This is a genomic window from Microcoleus sp. FACHB-831, from assembly GCF_014695585.1.
Taxonomy (GTDB): Bacteria; Cyanobacteriota; Cyanobacteriia; order Cyanobacteriales; family FACHB-T130; genus FACHB-831.
In genome coordinates this window covers 1-12,010 of sequence record NZ_JACJON010000037.1, presented here as the reverse complement: position 1 = coordinate 12,010, position 12,010 = coordinate 1, and the positions used below count along the sequence as shown (strand labels likewise).

Annotated in this window: 13 protein-coding genes; 5 read left to right on the top strand and 8 right to left on the bottom strand. The window is 43.7% G+C overall.

The annotated features are described in order from the left end of the window. Positions 1-219: 219 nt before the first annotated feature. Positions 220-633 carry a hypothetical protein gene (locus tag H6F77_RS09100; protein ID WP_242022016.1) on the bottom strand — a complete coding sequence of 138 codons (414 nt, stop codon included), beginning with the start codon at positions 631-633 and terminating at the stop codon, positions 220-222. Between the two features lie 646 nt (positions 634-1,279). Continuing rightward, a complete protein-coding gene (locus H6F77_RS09095) occupies positions 1,280-1,765 on the bottom strand; it encodes an allophycocyanin subunit alpha-B (RefSeq protein ID WP_190487545.1) in 486 nt (161 codons plus the stop codon). A gap of 73 nt (positions 1,766-1,838) precedes the next feature. Between H6F77_RS09095 and rlmD the strand changes: the two genes are divergently transcribed. After that, complete coding sequence (gene rlmD / locus H6F77_RS09090; RefSeq protein ID WP_190487543.1) at positions 1,839-3,221, top strand: 23S rRNA (uracil(1939)-C(5))-methyltransferase RlmD; 1,383 nt, start codon at positions 1,839-1,841, stop codon at positions 3,219-3,221. Positions 3,222-3,354: 133 nt separating this feature from the next. Here the strand turns inward: rlmD and H6F77_RS09085 are convergent, their stop codons facing one another. Further along, positions 3,355-3,534, bottom strand: a complete 180-nt coding sequence (locus H6F77_RS09085; RefSeq protein ID WP_190487540.1) for a hypothetical protein — start codon at positions 3,532-3,534, stop codon at positions 3,355-3,357. Positions 3,535-3,645: 111 nt separating this feature from the next. Between H6F77_RS09085 and H6F77_RS09080 the strand changes: the two genes are divergently transcribed. Beyond that, positions 3,646-4,098, top strand: coding sequence for an ATP-binding protein (locus tag H6F77_RS09080; protein ID WP_190487538.1), 453 nt, complete (start codon positions 3,646-3,648; stop codon positions 4,096-4,098). On the opposite strand, the gene H6F77_RS09075 is transcribed toward H6F77_RS09080, so the two are convergent. Continuing rightward, the gene (locus tag H6F77_RS09075) at positions 4,095-4,379 is read right to left on the bottom strand and encodes a DUF6439 family protein (RefSeq protein WP_190487536.1); all 285 of its coding nucleotides are present in this window, start codon (positions 4,377-4,379) and stop codon (positions 4,095-4,097) included. The two genes, H6F77_RS09080 and H6F77_RS09075, sit on opposite strands and share 4 nt — an antisense overlap. A gap of 40 nt (positions 4,380-4,419) precedes the next feature. Here H6F77_RS09075 and H6F77_RS09070 point away from each other — a divergent pair, with 40 nt between their 5' ends. Together H6F77_RS09070 and asnS are read left to right on the top strand one after the other, a co-directional pair. Next, complete coding sequence (locus tag H6F77_RS09070) at positions 4,420-4,788, top strand: sll0565 family protein (RefSeq protein WP_190487534.1); 369 nt, start codon at positions 4,420-4,422, stop codon at positions 4,786-4,788. 105 nt (positions 4,789-4,893) lie between these two features. Beyond that, positions 4,894-6,285, top strand: coding sequence for an asparagine--tRNA ligase (gene asnS / locus H6F77_RS09065; protein ID WP_190487532.1), 1,392 nt, complete (start codon positions 4,894-4,896; stop codon positions 6,283-6,285). Positions 6,286-6,364: 79 nt separating this feature from the next. Here the strand turns inward: asnS and H6F77_RS09060 are convergent, their stop codons facing one another. The 4 genes from H6F77_RS09060 to H6F77_RS09045 form a co-directional block, all read right to left on the bottom strand. Continuing rightward, positions 6,365-6,658, bottom strand: coding sequence for a hypothetical protein (locus H6F77_RS09060; protein WP_190487530.1), 294 nt, complete (start codon positions 6,656-6,658; stop codon positions 6,365-6,367). Between the two features lie 85 nt (positions 6,659-6,743). Further along, on the bottom strand, positions 6,744-7,268 hold the full coding sequence (locus tag H6F77_RS09055) for a hypothetical protein (RefSeq protein WP_190487528.1): 525 nt from the start codon (positions 7,266-7,268) through the stop codon (positions 6,744-6,746). Positions 7,269-7,402: 134 nt separating this feature from the next. Beyond that, positions 7,403-7,696: a hypothetical protein gene (locus H6F77_RS09050; RefSeq protein WP_190487526.1), complete on the bottom strand. Its 294-nt coding sequence runs from the start codon at positions 7,694-7,696 to the stop codon at positions 7,403-7,405. Between the two features lie 21 nt (positions 7,697-7,717). Continuing rightward, entirely contained in the window at positions 7,718-7,900 is a 183-nt protein-coding gene (locus H6F77_RS09045; protein ID WP_190487525.1) for a hypothetical protein, read from the bottom strand. A gap of 146 nt (positions 7,901-8,046) precedes the next feature. On the opposite strand from H6F77_RS09045, the gene H6F77_RS09040 reads away from it, so the two are divergent. Beyond that, positions 8,047-11,736, top strand: a complete 3,690-nt coding sequence (locus H6F77_RS09040; RefSeq protein WP_190487523.1) for a WD40 repeat domain-containing protein — start codon at positions 8,047-8,049, stop codon at positions 11,734-11,736. Positions 11,737-12,010: the final 274 nt, after the last annotated feature.

The window sequence follows — 12,010 nt, the reverse complement described above, 5'->3', positions numbered from 1 at the left end:
CCACAGAACAAACGCTGTAGAGCATGAGGACAGTTAAACGCTTTTCTTAGTTTCAGCAATTTTTATCGCTACGCGCTGCCTCTTTGTGACGGTATCTACAGTGTCCATTCTTCAAGTCTTCAGGTGAACTAGATTGCTACGCAGAATGGTAATAGCGGAGCGATCGCCCGGAAGTATAAGCTATACGCTTAACTCAAAAACGTCAGGCTACGAAGCAACCTAGCGCCAGCAGTTGGCTGAAATACCTAGATGCACGCTCAAGCCAACACTTAACCCAGCCAGTGAAACCATAGCGAGAATCCAAAAGGCTTTGATGTCAGTGTAACCCGCTGCCTGAAGGTCTAGCCTGACTAAGGCACCCGCTGATGCCAAAACTAAAACGCGGACAAAAAGCTCAATCCAGCACAGCATGACAACTGTGCCAAAAGCCCCTAAGATCACTGAACTAAAAGCTCTAACATCTGATTGCAGCAAATTAGTCAAACAGGTTTGAAGGCTAGTCAAAGGGGCTGTCAAAGCCAAAGCAATTAGCAACACTAAACTTGCCTCTAATAACCAAACCCGCCAGTCGCAAGAGGCAAACAACCAGCCAAAAACACCATATGTAAGCAGAAGCAGTGCCAGAGATGGCATCAGCATTTTCTTCACGATCGCATGGCACGTAAAAATTACCTATAACGAGTTTACAGCCCACTAATAGCAGACGGCGGATATCTTTATTTATGCAGTGGGGGTAAACTATGGGATCGCTCTGTAAAGTAAAGCACGTATCACTATCGGAAACAATAACAAAATCAGTCGCGTGGTGAGGAAAATCCGGCTCAACAGCCTATGCCGCAATTACTTTACTTTGGGCGATCGCTTAGAAACAAAGCAGCCTCTTGTAGACTAGGGTACGAACGTAGCGCAGCTTGCACTTGCCAGTTTTGGGCAAGTATACGCACTTTTACTCTGCGCTTGTGGTGATGAATATCACAAAAGGAAGATGATTGAGATCGCAATTTCCCTCAGTCAAACCGGGCATACTAGGAATTGACTGAACTCTAGCCGAGTCATCAATAGGGAACACACGACCAGCCGACAGATTCTGTACAGAGACTGTCGGTTTTTTGTTTTAGCTATACTTTTTTAAGTGTCGGCATTTGGCAAGTGCGATCGCCCATCGTATCGCTGCTTACTATTAATTAAAATTTTGAGTGCTGAGTCAAAAGGCTGGGTAAAAAAACCAGGCTTCTGACTCAGCACTCAACAATATATTCGGATTAAGCTAAATCAACAATCAGGACATAGCCTGAATAATGTAATCAAAGTAGGGAGCTGCTGCCAGTGCATCTTCCTCGCTGAGTAAATCAAGAGAAGCCTTTTTCATGCAACGTATTGATTCAGCCATACCAGGCACGGGGACGCCGAGGGAGTTATACATTTCCCGCACGCCAATCAAACCAATTTTTTCAATCGGCTCCTTGTCACCAGCCAGTACGCCATAAGTAATCAGACGCAAGTACCAGCCATAATCGCGCAGGCACAGCGCTCTTTGCCGCTCACCGTAGGCATTGCCTCCCGGCGAAATAAAGTCAGGGCGCTTCTGCCAAAGCTGCTTGCTGGCTTCCTGGACAATCTTTTTCTCATTTTCAGCCAGCGTGGCGGCAATCCGCGCCCGCTGTATCCCGGTTTGCAAAAAGTCTTTAATGCTCTTGAGTTCCCCAGAGGTGGGATACCTCAGTTCGTCGTCGGCTTTGAGAATAACTTGGCTAATTACAGTCATGGATTTGCGATATTGGAGATATCATCTGTTCTGTAGTTTAACGACTTTGATGCTCACAAATAAAGGGGGATCTATGTCAGCTCTCACGCTGCCCACCGCTGAAAACGAGTGGCAACAAGGTCAACTGGTGGAGGTGGAAATTACCGACCTAACTGACACTGGCGACGGAGTAGGTCGCTTTGGCGGTAGAGTGGTTTTTGTCCCGGACACAGTTCCGGGCGATCGCGCTCTTGTCCGGTTGGTACGGGTAAAGCCTCAATACGCCAATGGCAAGTTGCAAGAAATTCTGGAAGCCTCCCAAAACCGCATTCGTCCGTCCTGTATCGTTGCTGATAAGTGTGGCGGCTGTCAGTGGCAGCACATCACCTACGAATACCAGCTAGAAGCCAAGCGCAATCAACTTATACAAGCACTCGAACGCATTGGCGGCATACCTCAGCCGCCAGTTGCACCAGTTCTATCAGCTGGCGATTCTTTGGGTTATCGCAATAAAGTTACTTATCCCTTAAAAAGGTCATCAACAGGTAACGTACAAGCTGGCTACTACCAAAAAGGCAGCCACCACTTAATAAACCTGAATCAATGCCCAGTGCAAGACCAGCGTTTGAATCCCCTACTAGCAGAAGTTAAGCAAGACATCCAAAAGCGGGGTTGGGGTATTTATGACGAAAAGCTGCACCGGGGTAAGGTGCGTCACCTGTCGCTGCGTATTGGGCGACATACTGGCGAAATTTTGCTGACTTTGGTGGTAAAAGATTGGAATTTAGCGGGGATCGAGGAACAGTCCCAGGAGTGGTTGACTCGTTATCCCCAATTGGTGGGGGTGTCGCTCAATTGCAACCCTGACCGCACGAATGCAATTTTTGGTAACGAAACTCGTTGTATTGCTGGTCAGCCTTACTTACGGGAGCAGTTTGGTGGGTTGGAATTGCAGTTGCGCTCAGATACTTTTTTTCAAATATACACAGAGGCAGCCGAGGCGCTATTGCAAGCGATATTCGACCAACTGAATCTGCAAGGAAATGAGTTGTTAGTTGATGCCTACTGCGGTATTGGGACTTTTACGCTGCCTTTGGCGCAAAGGGTGCGCGAAGTAATTGGCTTGGAGGTGCAGCCAGAAGCAGTAGAACAGGCGCGGATAAATGCGGAGATCAATGGGATTACCAACGTGACATTTCAGGTAGGAGCGGTCGAGACTTTGCTGCCAAATCTTGACATCAAGCCTGATGTTGTGATGATAGATCCGCCGAGACAAGGATGCGATCGCGCCTTCATCGAAAGCCTCGTGGAAATTCAACCCAGTCGTATTGTCTACATTAGCTGCAAGCCAGCCACACTAGCGCGGGATCTTAAAATTCTGTGCGAAACTGGCGGCTACCAATTAACACACGTACAACCTGCGGATTTCTTTCCCCAAACATCTCACGTTGAATGTGCAGCCTTCTTAGTGCGCTGAGATCCGCACCAATTTGGCAGCGTCCGGACTCCGGACTCTGCCAAGTTGGTGTTTTAAGGTAATTTTGTTACAATAGTAATAGTGAAAGACTTTATTAACTTTGGGTAAAATTACACCCAATAGAAGTTAAAAGCTAGCGCCCGTTTGTCGCTAACCGTCGGAAAGCCTTCAAAGATGCCATACCGTCTTCTGGTGAAGCAGTCCAACGGAAAAGGCAGTCGCTGTCCTCCCAACATAAAGTGAGAGTATCGTGGAACCAGCGGGAATTAACTCTTGTTAAGTTAAGTAGGCGCAAAGGTTGCCTGGACATCATCTAGACACGATCCCCAAAGTATGGGGTAGAGATGATGATACCAAGAAACCCAAGGCGGCTTAGCCTGGGAGAGTTATAAAGTCTACTGAATTAAAGCTAGAGGTTTTTTGCGTGATTGCTATCTCACAGCGTCCAGTTGCAAGGGATTTAGGCACTATTCGCTTCGCTTCTACCCTGTACCTATGTCCCATCCTGGATTTGCTGCTTGCAAAGATTCCAGATAAATGGCAAGCGGAACTAAGACTAGGGCTGCAAGAAGCCTTAGTTAATGCAGCGAAACACGGCAATAAACTCGATCCTTGTAAGACTGTGGTTGTGCGCTTCTCGCAAGTAGAGGGGCATTATTGGTGGATAATTTCAGACGAAGGTGAGGGCTTTTGTCCAAAGCGCGACAGCAATCTCGATCCGACAGAATATCTACCACACGAAGAGGCGGAAAGTGGCAGAGGTATGTGTATCCTCCACCAAATCTTCGATCAAGTACAGTGGAATTCTCAAGGGACAGAATTAAGACTTTGCAAACAGGTGGGGAGCGGTAAAAGGCGGCATCCCCTATTGCATTAATTACTTCGGTGTCCGTGAGTTGGGCACGGAGGCGCAGAAATAGATTTGTCTAGCCATCCAGTTGCCATGTTGAATCGGGCGATCGCTTCTTCTGGTTGATCTTTCAGGAGAAATACAAGTGCAGCGGCGGCTTGTTCGCCAGCACGAGATTTGCGATTAGACTTTAGGCGATGCCAATCATTGGGCGCAATCGCCAGGCGTTGTGCTAAAGCTTGAGCTAATTCCAGGGTAGTCAAATCCGAGAAATTCTCTGTTTTAGAAAGCTGAGTTGGTTCGGGCATACTGTAGGCAAACGCGCATTTATTATCTTTAATCTACTGCATGACCCCTCCAATCGAACCGTCTCCGCCACCGCCACAGGATGAAGCAGAATTTGAGCAAGCGATCGCAGAAGTCGAAGAAGCACTGATTGCCCTCAAAGAACGTTATGCCCAAGTGCAGCAGGATCGGCAGCGTCAATTTGAACTCAAACAGCGTTTAGACGAAATACAGATAGACTTACGCAGAACGCGATCCCAGCAACTTAAAGCCGAGTTGACGCGAATCAACAAAGAGCTAGAAACTATAGAACTCAACCTGGAAAGCCGTCTGTTTAGTATCGAGAGCTTGAAAGAACCTTTTTGGCTAGCCGTCCGCTTTGGAGGAATTGGCATTGTTGTAGGCTGGATATTAAAGTCCTGCGCTGGCTAGTACGGTAGAACGAACGGCTATGGCAGCAGTTTAACCAGAACGCAGATAATTCGGCGTTTGTCAGTATTTGTTTTGGAATAAGTAGTTTAGTTCTCGGATAACAACATGGTAAACCGACGCATTGCAGAAATCTTGCGGAGTGGGCAGCCTGATGAGCAGATAGCGATCAAAGGCTGGGTACGCACGAGACGGGAATCCAAGGGATTTGCCTTTTTGGAAGTAAACGATGGCTCATCTTTGGCTAACCTCCAAGTGGTATTGAATGCAGATATGCCAAACTATGCTGAGGTAATCAAGCAGTTAAATACTGGTGCTTCTCTCGAAGTTGCTGGTATTTTAGTGGCTTCTCCTGGAAAAGGGCAGCGGATTGAGTTACAAGCGTCAAATGTGACAGTATACGGGGACGCAGATCCAAAGACATATCCGCTGCAAAAGAAAGGACACTCGTTTGAATTTTTGCGCGAGATCGGGCATTTGCGATCGCGCACCAACTCGTTTGGCGCAGTATTTCGAGTACGGAATGCTTGTGCCCGCGCTATCCACCAATTCTTTCAAGAACGCGGTTTCTTATGGATTCACACCCCCATTATCTCCGCTAGCGACTGCGAAGGTGCAGGGGAAATGTTCGCCGTCACCAGCTTCAATTTAAAGGATGTTCCCCTGACAGAAGCTAAAGAAGTAGATTATAGTAAAGACTTTTTTGGCAAGCCAGCTTATTTAACAGTAAGCGGACAGTTGGAAGCCGAAGTTATGGCGATGGCTTTTAGCAATGTCTACACATTTGGCCCTACTTTCCGTGCAGAGAATTCTAACACTTCGCGTCACTTAGCAGAGTTTTGGATGGTAGAGCCAGAGATGGCTTTCTGCGACTTGCAAGGTGATATGGATTTAGCAGAAGCTTTCCTCAAGCACGTTTTCAAGTACGTGATGGAAACTTGCCCGGAAGATATGGCATTTTTCAATGAGCGGATTGATAAGTCAGTCTTGGCTACGGCTGATAATATTATCAATAATCAGTTTGAGCGCTTGACATATACAGATGCGATCGCGCTTTTGGAAAAAGCAGACAAGCAATTTCAATATCCTGTCAAATGGGGCTTAGATTTGCAGTCAGAACACGAGCGCTATCTAGCTGAAGAAGTATTCAAAAAGCCCGTCATTCTCACTGATTACCCCACAGAGATTAAAGCTTTTTATATGCGTTTGAACGATGATGAGAAGACAGTTCGCGCTATGGATATCTTAGCTCCCAAAATTGGGGAAATTATTGGGGGATCGCAGCGCGAAGAACGTCTTGATGTACTAGAGCGCAGAATTAAAGCTCAAGGGTTAAATTCAGAAGATTATTGGTGGTATTTGGATTTACGCCGATATGGAACTGTACCGCACGCTGGTTTTGGTTTGGGGTTTGAAAGGCTAGTGCAATTTATGACAGGGATGGGGAATATTCGCGATGTGATTCCATTCCCGCGTGCGCCTTTGACTGTAGAGTTTTAAATTAGTAGGGCTGGCAATGCCAGCCCTAATTTCTACAAGTTTGCGTTTCAATAAAGAGTTATCAACACCAGAAAAATTTCTAAATATGTAATAGATTTTTCAAATATGTAATAATCTTTTCTCTGAGAATCTTATCAGTACATTCCAGAGAAAGCCCTGCCATACTATCATAAGCTAAAGTGACTATGCTCCCCTCAATCTGTAGGTCGATATAAATTTGATCGAATCCTACGATCTCTTGGGTTTTAGTCGCATTAAAATCAGCGATTAAATCGGCTTCTAAATCAGACAAAAATGAATCTGTTTCGGCTTCATCGATAATAATTATTGATTCATCGGGTTTGGTGTAATGGGGAATTTGCCTAATCTTCATTGTTTCTCCTCTGCAAATGGAGATAAATAACGGTTATCAGGGGATTTACGAGAAGAGGACACGAAAGAGGCGTGTCCCCTACGGGTTATTTTACACCAAATCTTTTGTTTGTCTCTTTATCCGGTGTCATTGCTTTGGCCGCAATTTCTTCCCAGGTATAGGCTTTAACTGTTCGTAAATAGTCGAGGGTGGGCGCAATACGATCTTTATACAGAGCTAAATTTCGGTTATAAATTTCCTGACGTTCTTTGGTAGGAGTGACAAGCTGATATTTTTCTCGTTTTTCTATGCGTAGGTTATAAAGTACAACAGCAATTTCTTCGGTAGTTTTGCCTTCATTGGTCATTTTCCTGTAAATAAAGGATAATCCTTTGACCTCCCAATTGTAAGCCCAGCGAATTAAACCAAGAAACTTGGTACGCGGAAACCAGGACTGAGAGAGAAGCGAGAAGGATGTGTCATCAAGACAATAGAGGAAATTGCAAATTGGATAGATTAAGGAATAGATGATAACACAAGCCAAAAGATAGGCGAAAGTGATCGTGGATATGCGAAAAGTTGTTAATTTTACAAGCATGATAGCTGAGGAATTTGAAGCAGTTTTTAACATGGTTCTTTCTCCTAAGATCATTTTTTGTGCAAAACCAAGAATTTTGTTGTGGGATAAGAAAGAAACCGGGTTCCTTTAAATTCGTTAGTGTATTTGATAGTTTTACAAAGAAAAGCCCGGTTTCTCAATACGTCTTATTTGTGCTGTTGGGAATAAGTTTCTTCGGGGTTGGGAGAGTGGACTTGTTGAGGTTGGGTTGTAAGGATAATCCCCAGCACAATGAAGAAGATTCCTAAAATCGTAATTACCCTTGAGCCTTGTACTTCTTCCTCCAAAACTTCTTCTAGGTCAACTTTGTTAATTTGAGAACAGCATTTGCAGCAGAAAAGTTTTTCTTTGGGCGAGTTTTCTGTGTCGATCTCTATCCATTGACAAGGGGGCGGATTAAGATGAGGATGAGTCGTGAGAAAGGGACATTTAGAGCGCATAATGTTAAGGTCTCCTATTAATCAGTCAGTACCGCCATAAGACTTATTGAGAGAGTCGTAGTCGTTTTTCTCTTTCAATAAGATCTGCTGAAAGCAAGCTTTTAGGTCTTCAATTTCGGCAAGAAGCGCCATCACTTTGGTATTTTCCAAGTCAACGGCGCTGCTGTCTTGCGGCAAAGCATTCGGAGATGTGTCAGAGGTCATTAGAGTTATTTCTTGGTGGACTCTTAAATTGTCAGCTTAAATTTCTGAACCGCTGACTAGGCAAAGGTTTGTTAGTGTAGAATTTTTGTATGCTGACTGTTCAACTTGTGTTCAGCTAAATAAAATCACTTATAATCAACTGCAAAATGGCACGAGTAAAGCTTAAGGCATCTTCAGATGGTCTTCAAAAAGCCAACACAGCTTTGCGCCGCTTCTCAAGCAAGACGGAGTTAGCAGACACAGCAGAGCTATCTCGCACAACGGTTCAAGCATTTTTTGCGGGTAAAGAAATTAGTTCAGAAAGCTTTCGTAAGATTTGCCAAGTGCTAGACGTGTCTTGGGAAGCGATCGCTGGTATAGAGACAGATGCACTATCTGTTACCCCTACAGAGTCAGATAAGACTCAAGAGGGTCAGTCTAATACCTCTATACTGACTAAAAAGCCTGTAATTCCTGAAATATGCCCCTATAAAGGCTTATCACCTTTCACAAAAGAAGATGCAGCCTTTTTCTGCGGGCGAGATAAATTTACTAAAACCTTAGTGGATACCGTACAACAACGACCTTTCCTAGCTGTGATTGGTAACTCTGGCAGCGGTAAGTCTTCAGTGGTTTTTGCCGGACTCATTCCTAAATTAGAGGAACTGGGAGGATGGAAATTTATTACTTTCAGACCTACAAATAATCCCTTCTTTCAACTAGCTAATGAGCTGTTATCATTGTTAGAGCCAGAGATGGATAAACTGGCATGTATTACTCAAGCTAAAAAATACGCCAACAATTTTAAAACAGGTGAATTAACTCTAAAAGATGTTTTAGATGTCAGTTTGCAAGAAAATCAATCTAAGCATCGGTTTCTGATTTTCGTAGATCAATTTGAAGAAGTCTATACTCTTTGCAGCGAAAAAAATGAACGAAATATTTTTATATCTCAATTACTAGAAGTTATTAATACAGAACGTGAAACAAAGACCCCTAATATTGTTTTGGCAATTACTCTCAGAGCAGACTTTTATGGACACGCAATAGCGGATCAACGTTTAGGAGAAGTATTGCAAAAATGGAAACCAGAAACTATCCTCGCAATGAAGCAAGAGGAATTACAAGCAGCCATTGAAGAACCCGCGCGAAAAGTCAATCTTAAAATTCAGGATGGATTGACAACAAAAATCTTAGATGCAGTTAAAAATAACCCTGGTGAGTTACCGTTACTAGAGTTTTGCTTAGAAAAATTGTGGCAAAACCAAAGTAATAGTCAATTAACAATCGCTGCTTATGATGAAATCGGCGGAGTTGAGAAAGCCTTAGCTAATCATGCTGAAGAAATTTATCAGGAATTAAAGGAAGATGAGCAAAATAGAGTTAAGCATATCTTTACCCAATTAGTGCGTTTTGGCGAAAATACCGATGATACTCGTCGCATAGCTACCCGTGAAGAAATTGGGGCAGAAAATTGGGAGTTAGTTACTACGTTAGCTAATGCAGAAGCTCGTTTAGTGGTTACAGGACGCGATGAAGACAAAAAACAACCGACTGTTGAAGTAGTCCATGAAGCTTTAATTAGAGGATGGGAGCGTCTGCGCGAGTGGATGGAAGAAGATCGGGAATTTCGGAAATGGCAAGATCGGTTACGCGCTGAAAAAGATAGATGGGAAAATAGCGTTAAAGATAATGGTGCTTTGCTACGAGGAGCGTTATTGGTAGAAGCTCAAGACTGGTTAAAACAAAAAAGTGAATGTATTCAAGATCCCAAAGAAAGAGAATTTATTCTAGCCAGTCGTCAGTCTCAGGAACAGCAAGATATCGAACGAATTAAAGAGTTATTGAATTTATCTCAAAAGGAATTACAGTTAAAACAACAATTAAGTTCTTTAGTGTTTGCTGTTAAAGCAGGCATCAAATTGCGTAATATTCAGGAGCCTTCAGAGGATTTAAAAAGAAATGTTATTGAAAGACTACAGCAAGGAAACTATGAAATTAGTGAACAGAATCAGCTCGGGTACACTAGAGAAGTAAATGGTGTTGCTTTTAGTCCAGATGGTTCAATGATTGCTTCAGTAAGTGACGATCGGACTGTCAAACTTTGGAACTCAGATGGCAAACTTCTAAGTATTTTTGAAGGACATATCGATGCGGTCTTGAGAGTAAGTTTTAGCCCTGATGGTCAAAGGATTGCTTCTGCTAGTGCTGATAAAACAGTGAGACTATGGAGCCTTGAGGGGAAGCTATTGCAAACTCTAGAAGGACATAGTGATCGGGTCTATGGAGTAAGTTTTAGCCCTGATGGTCAAAGGATTGCTTCTGCTAGTTTTGACAGAACAGTAAGATTGTGGAGTGTTGAGGGAAAGCAGTTGCAAATCCTAGAAGGACATACTGATCACGTCTGGGGAATAAGTTTTAGCCCTGATGGTCAAAGGATTGTTTCTGCTAGTGCTGACAAAACAGTGAGATTATGGAGCATTGATGGAGAACTCTTGCAAACTCTAGAAGGACATAGTCGTCATGTCTTGGGAATAAGTTTTAGCCCTGATGGTCAAAGGATTGCCTCTGCTAGTTCTGACAAAACGGTGAGATTGTGGAGTGTTGAGGGGAAGCTGTTGCAAACTCTAGAAGGACATACCGATCGGGTCTATGGAGTAAGTTGTAGCCCTGATGGTCAGAGGATTGCTTCTGCTGGTGCTGATAGAACTGTGAGATTGTGGAGTGTTGATGGAGAACTCTTGCAAACTCTAGAAGGACATACGGATCGGGTCTATGGAGTAAGTTGTAGCCCTGATGGTCAAAGGATTGCCTCTGCTGGTGCTGACAAAACGGTGAGATTGTGGAGTTTTGAGGGGAAGCAGTTGCAGATCCTAGAAGGACATAGTGATCGGGTGTGGGGAGTAAGTTGTAGCCCTGATGGTCAAAGGATTGCCTCTGCTAGTTCTGACAAAACGGTGAGATTGTGGAGTGTTGAGGGGAAGCTGTTGCAAACTCTAGAAGGACATACTGATCGGGTGTGGGGAGTAAGTTGTAGCCCTGATGGTCAAAGGATTGCCTCTGCTAGTTCTGACAAAACGGTGAGATTATGGAGCGTTGATGGAGAACTCTTGCAAACTCTAGAAGGACATAGTGATTATGTCTTGGGACTAAGTTTTAGCCCTGATGGTCAAAGGATTGCTTCTGCTGGTGCTGATAAAACTGTGAGATTGTGGAGTGTTGAGGGGAAGCTGTTGCAGATCCTAGAAGGACATACTGATCGGGTCTGGAGAGTAAGTTTTAGTCCTGATGGTCAGAGGATTGCTTCTGCTAGCTTTGATAAAACAGTGAGATTATGGAGCGTTGAGGGGAAGCTATTACGAACCCTAGAAGGACATACTGACCAGGTTTGGGGAGTAAGTTTTAGTCCTGATGGTCAAAGGATTGCTTCTGCTGGTGCTGATAGAACTGTGAGATTATGGAGCGTTAATGGAGAACTCTTGCAAACTCTAGAAGGACATACTGACCAGATCAATGAAGTAAGTTTTAGCCCTGATGGTCAAAGGATTGCTTCTGCTGATGCTGATAAAACTGTGAGATTGTGGAGTGTTGAGGGGAAGCTGTTGCAAACTCTAGAAGGACATACTGATCGGGTCAATGAAGTAAGTTTTAGCCCTGATGGTTCAAGGATTGCTTCTGCTAGCTCTGACAAAACAGTGAGATTGTGGAATATTGATCCTGATGATTTAATTTTAGATTTAGATGAGAAACTGAATAACTTACTCAAAAAGGGTTGCCTTTGGATTCGTGATTATCTCAAAACGAATCCTAATGTTAGTGAAAGCGATAGAAACATCTGTGATGATATTTGTCTTTAAACTTGGCGTTGTTAAAAAGCTAATAGTCACTAGGGTAAAATCGCCTATTTCTCACATTTAAACCAAGATGAAATGCTTTAATGTGGTTTACTGTTTCCAGCCCTCCCAGAGCTTTATTCAAACCGTTGCCAATAGCGCTGTGCAGCTCTTTTTCGATATAACCCACATTCCGCACCCACAACTGTCACAATCGGAAATTACGGAGATAAAAAGGCTATTTTTGTATAAAAAGAGACATTTTCCTTCACAAAAGAGATTCCAGCCGCGATGAACG

Coding starts and splice junctions, on each gene's coding strand:
- H6F77_RS09100 (WP_242022016.1), bottom strand. CDS start 633: ATGCCATCTCTGGCACTGCTTCTGCTTACATATGGTGTTTTTGGCTGG.
- H6F77_RS09095 (WP_190487545.1), bottom strand. CDS start 1,765: ATGACTGTAATTAGCCAAGTTATTCTCAAAGCCGACGACGAACTGAGG.
- rlmD (WP_190487543.1), top strand. CDS start 1,839: ATGTCAGCTCTCACGCTGCCCACCGCTGAAAACGAGTGGCAACAAGGT.
- H6F77_RS09085 (WP_190487540.1), bottom strand. CDS start 3,534: ATGATGTCCAGGCAACCTTTGCGCCTACTTAACTTAACAAGAGTTAAT.
- H6F77_RS09075 (WP_190487536.1), bottom strand. CDS start 4,379: ATGCCCGAACCAACTCAGCTTTCTAAAACAGAGAATTTCTCGGATTTG.
- H6F77_RS09070 (WP_190487534.1), top strand. CDS start 4,420: ATGACCCCTCCAATCGAACCGTCTCCGCCACCGCCACAGGATGAAGCA.
- asnS (WP_190487532.1), top strand. CDS start 4,894: ATGGTAAACCGACGCATTGCAGAAATCTTGCGGAGTGGGCAGCCTGAT.
- H6F77_RS09060 (WP_190487530.1), bottom strand. CDS start 6,658: ATGAAGATTAGGCAAATTCCCCATTACACCAAACCCGATGAATCAATA.
- H6F77_RS09055 (WP_190487528.1), bottom strand. CDS start 7,268: ATGTTAAAAACTGCTTCAAATTCCTCAGCTATCATGCTTGTAAAATTA.
- H6F77_RS09050 (WP_190487526.1), bottom strand. CDS start 7,696: ATGCGCTCTAAATGTCCCTTTCTCACGACTCATCCTCATCTTAATCCG.
- H6F77_RS09045 (WP_190487525.1), bottom strand. CDS start 7,900: ATGACCTCTGACACATCTCCGAATGCTTTGCCGCAAGACAGCAGCGCC.
- H6F77_RS09040 (WP_190487523.1), top strand. CDS start 8,047: ATGGCACGAGTAAAGCTTAAGGCATCTTCAGATGGTCTTCAAAAAGCC.